This window comes from Bacillus sp. NMCC4 (assembly GCF_002998555.1).
Classification (GTDB): Bacteria; Bacillota; Bacilli; order Bacillales; family Bacillaceae; genus Bacillus.
Map to the genome: position 1 here is coordinate 39,137 of NZ_PVRA01000005.1, position 14,433 is coordinate 53,569.

13 protein-coding genes are annotated in these 14,433 nt (G+C 41.1%); 4 read left to right on the forward strand and 9 right to left on the reverse strand.

The features are described from left to right. Window positions 1–17: 17 nt before the first annotated feature. The gene (locus tag C6Y02_RS11905; protein WP_075611047.1) at window positions 18–545 is read right to left on the reverse strand and encodes a YfiT family bacillithiol transferase; all 528 of its coding nucleotides are present in this window, start codon (window positions 543–545) and stop codon (window positions 18–20) included. Next, window positions 542–1,567 carry a zinc-binding alcohol dehydrogenase family protein gene (locus tag C6Y02_RS11910; protein ID WP_075611046.1) on the reverse strand — a complete coding sequence of 342 codons (1,026 nt, stop codon included), beginning with the start codon at window positions 1,565–1,567 and terminating at the stop codon, window positions 542–544. Before C6Y02_RS11910 ends, C6Y02_RS11905 begins: the two co-directional genes overlap by 4 nt. A 200-nt stretch (window positions 1,568–1,767) precedes the next feature. Between C6Y02_RS11910 and C6Y02_RS11915 the strand changes: the two genes are divergently transcribed. Beyond that, window positions 1,768–2,097, forward strand: a complete 330-nt coding sequence (locus tag C6Y02_RS11915) for a YnfA family protein (RefSeq protein ID WP_106031320.1) — start codon at window positions 1,768–1,770, stop codon at window positions 2,095–2,097. A 59-nt stretch (window positions 2,098–2,156) separates the two neighbouring features. On the opposite strand, the gene C6Y02_RS11920 is transcribed toward C6Y02_RS11915, so the two are convergent. The 4 genes from C6Y02_RS11920 to C6Y02_RS11935 all read right to left on the reverse strand — a co-directional run bounded on the left by C6Y02_RS11920 (window position 2,157) and on the right by C6Y02_RS11935 (window position 5,140). Next, window positions 2,157–3,197 (reverse strand): NAD(P)/FAD-dependent oxidoreductase, encoded by a 1,041-nt coding sequence (locus tag C6Y02_RS11920; protein WP_106031321.1) that lies wholly within the window; start codon window positions 3,195–3,197, stop codon window positions 2,157–2,159. A 152-nt stretch (window positions 3,198–3,349) separates the two neighbouring features. Next, a complete protein-coding gene (locus C6Y02_RS11925; RefSeq protein WP_106031322.1) occupies window positions 3,350–3,979 on the reverse strand; it encodes a rhamnogalacturonan acetylesterase in 630 nt (209 codons plus the stop codon). 151 nt (window positions 3,980–4,130) lie between these two features. After that, window positions 4,131–4,595 (reverse strand): DUF6884 domain-containing protein, encoded by a 465-nt coding sequence (locus C6Y02_RS11930; protein ID WP_095286097.1) that lies wholly within the window; start codon window positions 4,593–4,595, stop codon window positions 4,131–4,133. After that, on the reverse strand, window positions 4,592–5,140 hold the full coding sequence (locus C6Y02_RS11935; RefSeq protein WP_106031323.1) for a VanZ family protein: 549 nt from the start codon (window positions 5,138–5,140) through the stop codon (window positions 4,592–4,594). Before C6Y02_RS11935 ends, C6Y02_RS11930 begins: the two co-directional genes overlap by 4 nt. A gap of 173 nt (window positions 5,141–5,313) precedes the next feature. On the opposite strand from C6Y02_RS11935, the gene C6Y02_RS11940 reads away from it, so the two are divergent. The 3 genes from C6Y02_RS11940 to C6Y02_RS11950 all read left to right on the forward strand — a co-directional run bounded on the left by C6Y02_RS11940 (window position 5,314) and on the right by C6Y02_RS11950 (window position 6,632). Further along, on the forward strand, window positions 5,314–5,892 hold the full coding sequence (locus tag C6Y02_RS11940) for a TetR/AcrR family transcriptional regulator (protein WP_106031434.1): 579 nt from the start codon (window positions 5,314–5,316) through the stop codon (window positions 5,890–5,892). A gap of 80 nt (window positions 5,893–5,972) precedes the next feature. Continuing rightward, complete coding sequence (locus C6Y02_RS11945) at window positions 5,973–6,317, forward strand: DMT family transporter (RefSeq protein WP_017358819.1); 345 nt, start codon at window positions 5,973–5,975, stop codon at window positions 6,315–6,317. After that, entirely contained in the window at window positions 6,318–6,632 is a 315-nt protein-coding gene (locus C6Y02_RS11950; protein WP_034665057.1) for a DMT family transporter, read from the forward strand. Window positions 6,633–6,685: 53 nt separating this feature from the next. On the opposite strand, the gene C6Y02_RS11955 is transcribed toward C6Y02_RS11950, so the two are convergent. From C6Y02_RS11955 to C6Y02_RS11965, 3 genes are read right to left on the reverse strand one after another with little or no spacing between them, the layout of a single operon-like run. After that, complete coding sequence (locus tag C6Y02_RS11955) at window positions 6,686–7,012, reverse strand: hypothetical protein (protein ID WP_034665060.1); 327 nt, start codon at window positions 7,010–7,012, stop codon at window positions 6,686–6,688. Then, on the reverse strand, window positions 7,005–7,607 hold the full coding sequence (locus tag C6Y02_RS11960) for a class D sortase (RefSeq protein WP_106031435.1): 603 nt from the start codon (window positions 7,605–7,607) through the stop codon (window positions 7,005–7,007). Before C6Y02_RS11960 ends, C6Y02_RS11955 begins: the two co-directional genes overlap by 8 nt. Window positions 7,608–7,628: 21 nt before the next feature. Beyond that, window positions 7,629–13,772 carry a SpaA isopeptide-forming pilin-related protein gene (locus tag C6Y02_RS11965; RefSeq protein ID WP_106031324.1) on the reverse strand — a complete coding sequence of 2,048 codons (6,144 nt, stop codon included), beginning with the start codon at window positions 13,770–13,772 and terminating at the stop codon, window positions 7,629–7,631. Window positions 13,773–14,433: the final 661 nt, after the last annotated feature.

Genomic DNA, 14,433 nt, shown 5'->3' on the forward strand with positions numbered 1-14,433 from the left:
GACATATGATGTCTCCTTTAATTCCACTGATTTTTTTTGATTAACTCCGTGATATGGGCAAGGTGATGCTTTGAATGCCAGACGTACATTCCTGTTGCATCATATAAGGACACCGTTTGTTGATCGGCTGGGTGATAATAGGACGCAGTGAAGTCTTCCTCTGACATCCCTCGAAGTAATGTAACCCACCTGCGATGCAGACTGCTGATTAAGGGCAGTGATAGGCTGATGGGCGCTTTGGTGTCTGGAAGCTCGGCGAATCCCGCCTGATCATATGGACGTATGTGCGGTGTTTCTTCTGTGAGCGCAAGCTTGAATCGTAAGTATGCATTCAGATGACTGTCTGCTACGTGATGAATGAGCTGACGGACGGTCCATCCTCCAGGCCGATAGGGTGTATCTAGCTGAGCATCTGTCAACTGATAGGTCACCGCTTCATACTCTTGTGGAATCGCAGCCAACTGATCAATCCATGCCTCAAGCTGTTCTTTCGTTTTTTCTTCAACCGGTTCATATAAGCCAATCGGATATTGTAATGACGTCATACGCTCTCTCCTCTCTCAAATCCTTCCAGCACAAATTTACCAATCATTTTTCCTTGCTCAAGCGTTTGATGTGCCTGCTTCAAATGAGCGGCATTGATCGGACTGAGAACCTTTGTTAAGGTATGCGTTAATGTTCCCTGTTCAAATAACTCAGCTACCTCTGTTAAAAGCTCATGCTGTTTGATCATGTCCGCTGTTTTGTACATAGGGCGTGTGAACATGAACTCCCATACAAATGCAGCACTTTTATTTTTGAGTAATTGAATGTCTAGGTTGTGTTGGTTCTCGACAATGGTACAGATCGTGCCTTGAGGTTTTATGGCTTCTGCCATGCCTTTGAAATGTCCATCTGTGTCATTTAAGCATAAAATAAAATCCACTTCGCCTATTCCTTTTTCCTGAAGCTGCGCGAGAAGCGGCTCATGATGATCAATGATATGATCGGCACCTAATGACAGACACCACTCTTTTGTTTCAGGTCTTGATGCGGTAGCGATCACAGTGGCATTCGCTAATTTGGCTAGTTGAATGGCGATAGAACCTACTCCGCCTGCACCACCGATGATTAGCAATGTTGCCCCTTCTGCATTTCGCTTCATATGCATCCGGTCAAATAACGCTTCATATGCCGTAATCGTCGTAAGAGGCATCGCGGCTGCTTCTGCAAAGGAGAGATTGGCAGGCTTTTTCGCCACAATACGTTCATCCACAAGCTGATACTCACTATTTGAGCCTTGACGCGTGATATCTCCCGCATAGTACACGTGGTCACCAGGCTGAAATAATGTACACGCTTCACCGACTTCAACAACCGTGCCGCTTGCATCGTAGCCAAGAATTTTCAGTTCTTCTTCCTTCTGATCCTTCGGTGATCTCACCTTTGTATCAACTGGATTCACTGAGACTGCCTCTACCTTCACCAGTATATCCCTGCCCGTTGCTTTAGGCTTTTCTACTTCCTGATCCATCAGGCTTTGCTCATGCTCAATCGGTAAGTACTCCAATAGTCCAACGGCTTTCACTCGCTCGCACTCCCTTTCTCCATGCTTCTTTTCCACATTTTATCATAATTTTCTGATGTTTTTGGATAGGTTGCACATTTAGGATCTCTTCAAAGCCTTTCGCTCCCTCGCTATATCTCCCTCACAATGTAAATGAAGTAGAACTCATTTTTTCAACATGTCATAATAGAAGGTAACGAAACGAATTGGAGTGTCCTTCAATGATCTTGACGATCGTTCTTTTTTTATTAGCAGGAATAGCAGAAATTGGCGGCGGCTACCTTGTGTGGCTTTGGCTGCGTGAAGCCAAACCCGTCAGCTACGGGATTGCTGGGAGCCTCATCCTCGTCGCTTATGGGATCATCCCTACCTTCCAGCAGTTTCCTACCTTTGGACGAGTTTATGCGGCCTATGGCGGTGTGTTTGTGGTTCTTGCTGTGTTTTGGGGCTGGTGGGTCGATCGTAAAACACCTGATCTCTATGACTGGATAGGTGCTTTGATCTGTTTGGCTGGGGTCAGTGTGATGTTATTTGCGCCCCGCAGTTCATAGCCCCACATAAAAAGTGCTGCCACATGCGGGCAGCACTTTTATGATGTGATTTGAATGATTTAACGAGCTCCAGCCGTTTGCAATTCTTTGTTTTTCTCTTTAAAGCGTTCATTATGTGAGGACACGTACGCCACTTTTTCGGCTTCTGGTTCGATATAAAGCTTTGCGCTATTGAGCGCATTGACTCCGTCAACAAATGTCCCAGCTATTAAGCGGACCTTGCTTTTATGTGTACATAAATCACCTACCGCATAGACGCCTGGTAAATTGGTTTCCATTTTTTCATTGACCTCGATCAGTCCCCATTCACCCTGCTTGAGTCCCCATTCTGATAGAACACTTAAATCGCCTTTCATGCCGTGATTGACGATGACAGCGTCTGTTTCCATTCGTTCGATTTCACCTGTCTCTATGTTTTGGATGGTGACAGCATCAATTTTATCGCCTTGACCATGAAGTTCTGTCAGTTCATGCGGGGTTAAAATTCGTGTGCAAGATGCCTTCATGTTGGCGACGTTTTTCTCATGTCCGCCAAACATGTCACGGCGATGCACGACGGTCACACTTTCAGCAATTGGAACAAGGGCATTTGCCCAGTCAACCGCTGAGTCGCCGCCTCCAGAGATAACAACCCGCTTTCCTGCAAATGTCTTAAGCTCCTGCACTGTGTAATAAAGGTTTGTCACTTCATAGCGGTCTGCATGCTCGATTTCAAGTTTCCGCTGGACAGGAATGCCGTGGCCCATCGCTAAAATGAGGGTCTTCGTCAAATGGCGATCACCATTTTCAGCCGTCAGTAAAATATTATGATGTTCATCGCGCTCAAATGTTGTGATTTTTTGATTCAGTGCGATCTCTGGTTCAAATGTTTTCGCCTGCGTTTTCAGCTGCTGAATCAGCTGTTCGCCTCTTGTTGGCGGCAAACCCCCTACATCCCAAATGACTTTTTCAGGATACAGTAGGATTTTTCCGCCAAGGCTTTCGTTATATTCAAGTACCTTGGTCTTTAAGTCTCGCATCCCACTATAAAAGGCGGTGTACATTCCTGCTGGACCGCCGCCAATAATGGTGACGTCAAACAATTCAAGCTGCTCTGTCATTTGAGTCCCTCCAGTTTTTCATCGATTGATCTATTTGTCAGTGATATTGATTCTCATTATCATATGTATCTATTGTAGTCTACTCTGGTGAAAGGAATCAATAGCTTTCTACAAAAAAGAACAGGACGAGCGCTTACTCGTCCTGTCATCCATCACACAATCGTTAATCCAAGGTCTTTTAATTCAAGCGAAACAAGTCGTGCGATCGCATCTGCTCCTTCTTTTGTAAAGTGCGTGCGATCCTCTATGCCTGTTGACAGCATAAAGTAAGAGGTCGTTTTCTCTATGCCGGAAATTTGATAAAACTGAAGGCTTGCCGTATTCAAATCAACGAGCAGGACCTCTTCTTCATCGGCTAGTTCTTTCATAGCGGCACAGTAATCAGGGAAATCATTGATATATTCACCGTCTTTTTCATGAAAGCGGCCGACTGGCGTTAATAAAAGCGGTGTTGCTCCTTTCGCTCTTGCTCCATGAATATATTGAGACAAATAGCTTTTATACGTCGTGAAAGGATCTGTATGCCGCTCGGGCTTCTCCTTTGAAGCATCATTGTGCCCCATTTGTGTGAACAGCCAATCCCCTGGCTGAATGTCAGCCAATATGTCATCAAGCCGTCCTTCTTCAATGAATGTTTTTGAGCTTCTTCCACCGATTGCACGGTTTTCGACGCTCACGCCTTGCGCTGTATAGCGATGTAAAAACTCTCCCCATCCTCCTTGAACAGGACGGTCTGGGTAAGATGAAACGGTTGAATCACCAGCTAAATAGATGGTTGTCATGTTCATACGCCCCCTTTTTCAAATAGCCACCTCTTCTAAGCGATGCGGACATCCTAGTGGCTGCTGAAAAGATATGAAACAATCAGCATCGCTACTTCATTCATTCTCTTTTTGATGATCAAAACCCTGCCTACCAGTAGATGTGAATGGTTTAAATATGCGGCGGAAGTTCTACTTTTGTCTCAACGGCTTGCTTTAACGCCTGAAGCATGTAGCCAATTCCTTTATATGGAGCCAGCGGATAAATCGCTGTTTGATGAGGAAGTAACAAAGGATCGATCACCTTTCGATATTTCTTTCCACCTAGAATCACTAGTTCATCATATGCAGTGAGATGTTTTTCATGAAATTGCTGCCTTAGTGCTTCTCGTGTCATTTGATCAGCATGCGGTGTACCAAAAGCCACATCATAATTTTCATGGATGATCTCATCTGCCTTTAAGAATCCATGCTTCGCTGATAAAATCAGCCAGTCTGAAAAGAACGTTTGGGCATAGCTTTTCGTACGCTGATGCAGCGGACTTAAATAAACAAGATTCGCCGGCTGGCTCCCTGCCTCTGGATGGACGTCCCAAATTTTCTTAGCCCCACATGGAATGATACAAACTCGCTTCACTTGATTTTCTCCTTCCTTTGTCGATACATCCGATACAAAATACAACCTAGCGCTGTGCCAAGTGTATTTAAGAGGATATCATCAATATCGCTGCTTCTTGTAATAATACCAGATTGCGAGAACATCCATTGAAGCACTTCAATCATTGTTGACAAGAAAAAGCCAGCAAGAATCGCCTTTTGCCAGCGCATGGTACGAAATGCTTGATATAGAAAAAAACCAAGTGGCACAAATAACAAAATGTTCCCTGCCAGATTTAAAAAAACAAGATTGGGATAGCCGTGATGGTAGGCGTGAAGATTTTGATAAATGGACTGCAAAGGCATGAGGTTGACACTCACCTGATCCCTTGGTGCGGAAAAACGATTTGGAAAGACCGTCAAATATAATAAAACATTCGTATAAATAAATAGACAGGCAAGAACTAATTCTGTACGTAAATAGATAAATCGTTTTTGCTTTTTCGCCTGTCTGTATCTCATATGTAGATAGAGCGGGACGAGCAGGAGAAAATAAGCAATGGAAACTATAGCACTGGATGTCATACGGAGAGCTGCCCCTTTCTCACATGATGCTTGACCATATTTACAGCTTATTCAGGCCTGCCCGCATCTATTCATCACTTATTCTCATATTCAATGACGAGAATACCATATTGACAAATCGTCATTTTTCCGCTAAACTGACTGACATTCAGTCATTTAAGGTCGGTGAAGATGTGTCGAAACGAGAAAAGATTATGCTTGCTGCCATTGACGCGTTTAAAGAAAAAGGAATTGAAAAGACGACCATTTCGAATATTGTGAAAGCAGCAGGAGTGGCGCAAGGGACGTATTATTTATATTTTCCTTCAAAGCTGTCTGTCATGCCTGCTATCGCAGAATATCTGATCTCACAGATGGTCCCCGCTATTGAAAAAGAATTAACACAGCATGCGGATGTCCTCGATCAAGCAGATGCCCTTGTTGAATTCATCTTCTCTTTTACAAGACAATACCGTGACGTCCTTGCTCTGACCTACTCAGGTTTAGCTGCCACGGAGCATTTAAAGGAATGGGAAGATATTTATGAGCCGATTTACAAATGGGTCGCTGCTTTTTTAGAAAAAGCTAAGCAGGACAAAAGAGTCCGTGCGAATTTGAACTGTCAATATGCAGCTAAATTCATTATCGGTTTACTGGAATCGTCTGCTGAGCAAATGTACTTATTTACAGAAACAGATACAGAAGAGGTTCTGATTCAAAAGCGAGAGGTGAAGCAATTTCTCCTTTACGCACTTGGCATAGAGACACCTTAACTTAGTACAGCACTTGCTGTACGCTCTTTTTTGGTTTCAAAATGACGAATCGTCAGTTTTTAGTTTTAGGAGGAAATACGATGAAAAAAAGCTGGATGTATGTCGCACTCACTTGTTTATTCGAATTACTTTGGGTGTTTGGTTTAAATAAAGCTGATGCTGTGTGGGAGTGGGCGATCATTATCTGCCTGATCCCGGTTGATTTTTATTTTTTAATGAAAGCCTGCGAGAAGCTGCCGACAGGCACCGTGTACGCCGTGTTTGCCGGAGTTGGAACGATTGGTACGTCTTTGATGGATTATGCGCTGTTTGGCGGTTCGTTTTCATTAGAAAAGCTCTTATTTATGGGCATTTTAATTCTCGGCATTATTGGACTGAAAGTGTCTGATGGGGATGCACATGAGCAGAAAGGAGAAGCGGTATAAATGGGCTGGTTTTTTGTGCTGTTAGCCTCTGCCTTTGAAATTGGCGGAACCATTGGTCTCAATATGTTCAGTAAGAAAAAGCAAATCACGACAGGCATTTTATTTGTTGGCGGATTTGCCTTATCCTTTTTGTTTTTATACGCCTCGTTCTCTTCCGTTCAAGTATCCGTTGCCTATACGGTCTGGATTGGACTTGGAACGGCGGGCTCTGTCTTGTTTAATATGATTCTATTTAAAGAGCCGAAAAACATGATTCGTATCCTCAGCTTGCTGCTGATTGTGATTGGCGTCGTTGGGCTGAAGTTGTTTGCGTAATTGAATAACAAAAAAGGAAGGGAGTCAAAGCCCCTTCCTTTTTTGTTTCTCGTTTAATGGGTATCTTGCTGCTCGAGCAAGAGATCCATTGCGTAAATCGATTCGACTTTTTCATCTAATAAAAAGTACACAATCAAAGGCTCTCCAAAAACGGCTGTTTGCTGCGTGAACAAGACACAGGTGAATTTTTCGATACCAATTGGTAGCTTTCTTTTTAATATAGGATGAAGAATAGGCGAAGTCCGAATTGTATCTACATCAACATCCCAACGTTCGTTTTTTAAAGTTGGATAATGCTCTGATAACAATTGGTGTAACATGTCGGTCGTCAACGCTGCTCTTCGATTGTACCCATCATCTATTATGTTGGTGTTATACATCCGACGGTTGCTCACCCTTTGAAGCATTGATTCGTATTCCTTTTAAGACAAATCGTTTCTGACCATCAAGAGTACAAGTGATCAATGTCAGTTCATTTTTTCCGCGATCCTTTAGTACATCAATATCCGTCGGTTCAATCGTAGCTGAGCTGACAATTTTATATTCGTATGTTTCCGCTTGATAATGTAAGACGACTTTTTCTCCTTTCGGCACCTCTGGCAGCTGCCTGAAAAGCCGATCGCCTCTATACCCTCTATGGCCTGCAATCGTGAAATTCCCTTCACCTGGCATTTGATGAGATTTGATCTGAGTCAGTGCAATACCTAAATTTTCTTTTGATGTAACTGGAAGCACTTTTTCGTTTAAATCAATTGACGGGATCTCTAGCTCCATCACATCTCGTAGGTCTTCCTCTGACACAGTTAAATGTGGAATAGAAGAAAGGGCTTCACTGTCATTTTCTTCAATCATCTTTAATGCCTGTTCCATTGCTGCTGTCTCTTGAGAAGTTCGCCACTCATATATAAAAGGAATGGAGATGAGCATCAGCCCTGTGAACACCAAAAAGCTGCCTAATAAGGTTCTTTTTTTCATCAATACACTCGTTCCTTCCTTTTACTGAATGGTTCTTCTTCTGACAACAAGAAGAACAGTTCCAGAAGCTACTAGTAAAATCCCTGCATACATCAAATAACGCAGCCATTCTTCTCCAGTCTTTGGCAGCTCACCGTTTGAGTCATGAGGCGGATGTTGATCACCTTTAGGTGAGGCTGGAGGATTCGTGTGGTCCTCTTCATTCTCTACTGGTGCATTTTTCACAATCATTGTCTTGATCTCCACTTCGCCCATTTGAATTGTAAAGATGAGCGGTTTCTTTAAAGCTACATAACCATTTGGAGCTTTCGTCTCTGTGAGTATATACTCACCAGGTTTAAGCCCTTTGACAATGGCTTCTCCGTCTTTTCCTGTTGTCACAGATTTTATGGTTTTCCCGGCTTTTGTACGAATGTCAAAGGCTGCACCTTTTAAGGTTCTATCTGTCTGCTGATCTACTTTTATGATACGCAGACTTCCTAACATCAAGTGATTCTTCGCTGTTAATTGAAGTGGCTTCTGCTGATTTTTCTCAATTGTAAACAGGATCGGCTGATCATCCAATTGATAGCCGTGAGGTGCTTTCGTTTCAACGAATTGATATTCTCCCGGTTTTAGATCGTTGATGTGGAGCTTTCCTTTTTGATCCGTTACAAGTGATTTCTTCAACGTTTTCCCTTCTTTACTTAGAAGAACAAACTCTGCATTTTCCAGCGTATGTCCCTCATCATCCACTTTGGTCAGTTCCACTGCTCCCGGCGTCAGTTTGTTGATCATTTCTACTTTTGCTGGTTTGTCTTGACCTAAACGAATCGTAAATGAGACAGGTGTCTGATCCAATTCATAGCCGGCAATGCTTGCTGTTTCGACAAATCGATAGGTTCCTGGTTTCAGTTGATCGACTGTCAGTTGACCGTTTTTGTCTGTCTTTAAGTTTTTCTGAATACGCTGATCATGCTCATCAATCAGGTCAAAGGTCACCCCAGCGAGCAACTGTCCATCCTCCCCTTTTTTCTGAAGCTTCACAGCACTTGTCGTCCGAATATTTTCTTTCGTTACTTTCACCAGTTGATTTGGGTTGAAATCAATCTTAAAGTCTACTGGTTCTGCATCTAGTTTATGTCCAAAAGGAGCCTTCGTTTCAACCAATTGGTAAGCGCCTGGTTTCAAATCGTTTACAGTGATGATGCCTTTCTCGTTGGTTGTTAAACCTGACATCAATTCTTTACCATCGTCATTGAAAAGTGTAAATTCTGCGCCTTTCAATCTTTCTTTTTCTTCCCCTATTTTTGTTAGTTCTACAGAACCTTTCTTGAGCTGATTGATTGCCTCCACTTGAATCAACTTTTTTTGACCTAATTCAACTTGAAAGACAAGTGGTTTCGCACTCAATTCATAGCCTTCAAGACTCTTTCTTTCAACAAATTGATAGGTTCCAGGTTTTAGACCTGTGAAGGTGATCTTTCCATCCTGATTGGTTGTAATCCCTTCTCCTCCTGCCACTATCTTTCCTTTGGCATCAGATAGATCAAAGACAACCCCTTCTAATGATTTCCCATCTTCGCCTTTTTTGTGTAACAGCACTCCGCCTGTTGTGCGGCTATTTTCTTTTGTGACACTGACCAGCTTCTGTGGGTTAAATGGAATAGCAAAAGTGACAGGTGTTTCGTCAAGCTCATGACCGAATGGAGCCTTCGTTTCAACAAACTGATAGGTTCCAGGTTTAAGATCGCTGATTGTGATCTGCCCGTTCTGATCTGAGACGAGACCCGTTTCAATCTCTTTTCCATTTGCATCTAAAAGCTTAAATTCTGCTCCTTTAAGCACATCATTCTTTTCACCGAGCTTCGTGAGCTGGACAGCTCCAGTTTTAAGATCATTGATTACTTTGATCTCTGCCTGAGTTTTTTGTGCGACTTCGATGGTAAAAGGATAAGGTTTATTTTTCTTTTGGTAACCATCAATACTCTCTGTCTCCACGAGCTGATATTTGCCCGGTTTGAGGTTGTCGACCAAAAGCTTCCCATCTTCATCTGTTGTCAAATCTTTACGCACAACTTCATCATTTTGATCCATGATTTCAAATCGAACACCTTGAAGCTTCTTGCCATCTTCCCCTTCTTTCATCACTTCTAATGCACTTGTTTCATAGAGGTTCTTTTTCGAAATGATGACTGGTTCCTTTGGATCGAGTGGTACTTCAAATTTGATTGGCGTTTCATCTAATACATAACCATCAGGTGCTTTTGTTTCAATGAGCTGATACGTACCCGGTCTTAGTTCGTTTATCGTGATCTTGCCATTTTCTCCTGTGACAATCGAATCATTTAGCTCATGCCCATCTTGATCTAAGAGCTTGAATTGTGCACCTTCTAGTCTCTCTCCGCCTTCGCCTATTTTGCTCAATTCTGCAGAGCCTTTTATCATGTCATTTACTGCGGTTACAGTCGTTGTTTCTGTTTGATTCTCTTTAATTGTGAACGGCCATTTTTGCTGATTTAATTGATAGCCTTTCGGTGCGTTTGTCTCAACGAAATAATAGGAACCTGGCTCAAGATGTTTGAAAAGAATTTCTCCTTTTTCATCCGTTTTCAAATGGGTTTGGACGGTATCTCCAGATTCATTTCTTAGTTCAAATTCTGCATTTTCTAATGCTGCACCCGTCTCTTTGTCTTTTTTTGTTAACTTGACATGCTGGCGGATTTCTTGGTTCTGCACCGTCATGCTATTTCCTGTTTTCGCTTGATCTCCTGATTCGTAAGGCTGATCAATCGTTACATGGATCGGTTCTTTGGTCTTCATATAACCATCAGGTGCTTTCACCTCTGTCACTATATAGTCACCATACAAGAGACGATCAAATCGAAGAGCTCCTTCTTCATCTGTTGCCTTTGTTCCAATGACGATACCGCTCGCAGCATCTGTCAGAGAAAAGCTTGCTCCTTTTAGCACTTTTCCACTACTCGCATCTACCTTTTTAATGGTTAAAGCGCCAATCGCTCCCGTGCCATCTCCCATGCCAGCGGTGCGTTTTACCACAATTGAGGCTTCGGATTCCTTTTTTATTTCTTTTACATTTTCACCTCTAAACGTTACTTCGTTTTGAAGTGTACTTCCCACCTTATCTAAAATGAGAGATTGATATTCTAAAATATATGGTCTGGTGATGTCTTCTTTAAATTTGATTTGAAAAGAGTCTGGATCGAATTCAAGGTCTAGCTCATAATCCTTCCCTTTTTCCAGCTCTTCCTTTTTGGTCACTTGCCCCTTTTCATCTATTGTCGTCGAATAGAGATGAAATGAGTTTTCTATTATTGCTTGGTTACTGCTCGGATGGTCTATAATCGTCGCATCTTGGACTGTTGATTGACCAAAATTGATATTCAGTTTCCAATCAATGACCTTCCCTTGTTGATTTCCTGATTTGCTCGTGTATTTCCCTCCATTTGGAATGGACACTACAGCGTTCACGTCTGATTCTTTCGTCTTTCGATCATAAAGGGTCGCTTTATTTTCGTAGGTTTTCTGTACTAAATCCATTCCTTCAACACTTGTTTGATACGTGATTTTGTATGGGGAATCAATGGCATTTTTGAAAATGACTTCGAAGCCTGATTCTCCCTTTTCATTTTCAAGGAATTTGATGTCATAATGTTCTTTCGCTAATACCTCTTTTTCTTCTGCTCCATTTTCCCCGCCATGTAAATCAAGCGAGTAGATGGTGATTGAATCTTTAAGCAAACGCTGATTTCCTTGAATGAAATCCTCGATTTTCGCCTCTTCTAAATGTTTCAAGTTATAGTTCACACCGATATTCCAGGTGATCTCTTTTTTCTTTGCATCATATGTTCCGTTCTTGAACCCATTTGACTGCGTGTATGTGTCAGGCGTGAAGACAGACTGATTTTCCTTCGTCAATTCCTTGCCATCTTCATTTACCCATTCAAGCTTTACATGATTACGCAAGTTCTTTTGATCTTTATCTGCTCTTTTTTCATAATCAAAAGACGTTGTATATGTGACTACATGTTCTGTCTTTATTTCTTTCGTAAATTGAATATCAAATCCATTTGCATGTTCAACTATTTGATAATCTGTGCCTTCTTCAAGCACTGTATTTCCTGTCGTCACTTTTAAACTATCTTTTTGCAGCGTCAATCCTTCGTTTGTAAACGTATCTTTTAATATCAGGTTGTTCATGGTTTGTTGATCTTTGTTGAAGATGATACGCCATGGAATGGTCTTGTTTTTGTAATTCGGTGTTCCATGATTTTTCGTTAGGATTTGTTGGTCAATTCTTTGCTTCCCTTGTTTGCTCTCTTTGCCAGCTGTTACAGTATTGATAATCTCTTCAGCTTCAAAAATCCGCTCGGTTGCTTTTGTTTGATATGTGATGAGATAAGCCGATTGAATATCTTGACTGAATTGCAAGGTAAACCCGTTCTGTTCATCCTTTTTTTGAGGTTGAACCACATAATTTCCAAACGCTTTTGTTCCTGATTCTTTGCCATCCTGATCAATTGTGACTTCCTTGACTTGAAATGAATCGGATATCAGCGCCTGTGTGCCATTAAAGAAGTCTTCTAACAAAGCATCCTTTTTAGCAATTGTTTTTTCGTTATAGTTATAACGAATTTCCCAGGTAATCGTCTGTGTGACTGGGTCGTAGTGGGCGGCTTTTTTATTTAAAGGGCTGCCTCTAGTCACATTCACTGTTCCTTCTGCTGAACTAATCACTTTATCAGCAGAGACAAGGGACGCTTTATTACGAAACGCAGACTGATCTTGATTCGTAATGTCCGTTTCATACATTAAACGGTAAGCTAGATGCACGTCATCTTTAAATTCAATCGTGAAATCTTGACCATCTGCTGTTTGGCCGATGGTGTAGTGGTTTTCGTCAAGCAGCTGACCAAGCGAGGTTTCACCATTTAGCTTTGTATCAACACGGTAAAGCTTGATTGAATCTTTTTTTAACGCTTGACCTTCTTGAATCGGATCTAACAGTCTCGCTTGTTTCACATCGTCTAAGTCCATATTAAAATCGACTGTCCATTGAATGGTTTCAGCATTGTAAGATCGATTGGGTTTCCCCTTTTTAGAGACATTTGGGCCATTTGGAATGTATTGAATCGGGATCGATATCGTATCTTTGCCTTCAATTGGAGTAATGACCACTTCTTTTTCTTCAGTAATGACAGTTTTTTGATCTAATTGCGTCCACACTTGAAGTGTTCCATGGATATTTGAATATTGTTTGATAAAGTCAGTGAATTCGATGGAGGCATTTCCACTTTCATCTACAGAAAAATAACCAATGGTTGCTTGATTAAATTTCATCTCGAGACGATCGATTTTTTCGTAAATCACTAATTCCTCTGGAACCTTGAAATGGAATTCATCACCGCCATTATAGCTATGCCCATTCGGGATGGCCCACTTATAGTTAATGGAAATCAGCGAGTTGATATCAGGCCTATCAACTGAATTTCCTTCCTGATCTTCAAATATCAATTTCGCATCAGTGAGGAGATTTTCTTGTATCAGCATTTGTTTTGAAACACTTTGCAGCCCTACACGCTTAGATACGTTCACTTTGTTTTTTAGTAATTCATCCTTATCGCTTTGTTTCGTTTGAGCGGCTTCTTGATTCTTAGCTGCTTTGTCTTCCTCAGATGAGGTTGAGTCATCTTTTGATAGGCTTTCTTCACGCTCGTTTTGCTTTGTTTTCTCTTTTTGCTCAGATATACTAGTGACATCGATGTCTATTGCTCCTTCTAAATTTGGATCAAGCTCAACATCTTCTTTAAATATGACCGTCACTTCATTTTGTTTTGAAACGGTATACTCTCCAACAGATACTTCATTGACAATAATTGGTTCATTCTGCTCCTTCTCTACCTGAATGGCTGAAGGAAGAGAGAGAACATACGGATATTGCTTTTTTAGATCAATTCCTTTTATAGACCAATGGACAGTGGCCTTTCTTACTTGCTGATCTTCCATGTTTGATAACTTGTTTCCTTCGCTATCAGCAAACTCAATATCCCCATAAATGTTTTCTTGGCTTTCTTTGGCTTGTGCCCCTGCCAGAGGCAAGATTCCTAATATACTAGACTGTATGACTAACACCGCGATGAGAGCCAATGACAATATTCTTTTCAATACATCCACCCTTTTCTAAAATTAATTTTCAACAACGATAAAAAACCATTTGTATCTTGTCTGATAAACCACTCCGTTTCTAATCAAATATTTTCTAAAAATTGCACCTTAAGACCCTATGAATAAAATGAGATGATCAATCATGAGCTTGAAAGGTAATCATGAGTAGTGGATATAGTAACTGGATAGGGGTCTATAGAAATGGGGAATAGTGAGAGGGATCATGAAAAAATAAATGTTAATTTTCTATTTATACTGGAATGAACAATAAATGATGTTTACATGCTTATATAATCATGTATTCACATATGGTTCGTTCATATGAAACAAGCATGTATCATATGGTATGTATGGTGAGTCAGTTCAGCATCATATAGATCGCATTCCTTTCTACTCCCTTTCATATGGTAATCAAAAAGCTTCTGCTTTTTATTCTTACATTTACCGTTTCAACAGCAAAAAAATAAACAAAATATCTAAAATGATCCATTTTTATAGGATTCATGGCTTACTTATCACCTTTTAAAAGAAAAATATGGAGAATCAGCGCATAACATTTGTTTTCGTCTAATTTTTTTCTCTTTTATCATCAAAAGTGAAGACAAAACGATTTAGCCTAAACATTACAATCATTTCATGCCTATTTTGAGAATCATATGTT

What these genes read in the sequence shown, in the direction of transcription:
- C6Y02_RS11905 (WP_075611047.1), bottom strand. Translation starts at nt 545, where the DNA reads ATGACGTCATTACAATATCCGATTGGCTTATATGAACCGGTTGAAGAA.
- C6Y02_RS11915 (WP_106031320.1), top strand. Translation starts at nt 1,768, where the DNA reads ATGATCTTGACGATCGTTCTTTTTTTATTAGCAGGAATAGCAGAAATT.
- C6Y02_RS11920 (WP_106031321.1), bottom strand. Translation starts at nt 3,197, where the DNA reads ATGACAGAGCAGCTTGAATTGTTTGACGTCACCATTATTGGCGGCGGT.
- C6Y02_RS11925 (WP_106031322.1), bottom strand. Translation starts at nt 3,979, where the DNA reads ATGACAACCATCTATTTAGCTGGTGATTCAACCGTTTCATCTTACCCA.
- C6Y02_RS11935 (WP_106031323.1), bottom strand. Translation starts at nt 5,140, where the DNA reads ATGACATCCAGTGCTATAGTTTCCATTGCTTATTTTCTCCTGCTCGTC.
- C6Y02_RS11945 (WP_017358819.1), top strand. Translation starts at nt 5,973, where the DNA reads ATGAAAAAAAGCTGGATGTATGTCGCACTCACTTGTTTATTCGAATTA.
- C6Y02_RS11950 (WP_034665057.1), top strand. Translation starts at nt 6,318, where the DNA reads ATGGGCTGGTTTTTTGTGCTGTTAGCCTCTGCCTTTGAAATTGGCGGA.
- C6Y02_RS11955 (WP_034665060.1), bottom strand. Translation starts at nt 7,012, where the DNA reads ATGTATAACACCAACATAATAGATGATGGGTACAATCGAAGAGCAGCG.
- C6Y02_RS11960 (WP_106031435.1), bottom strand. Translation starts at nt 7,607, where the DNA reads ATGAAAAAAAGAACCTTATTAGGCAGCTTTTTGGTGTTCACAGGGCTG.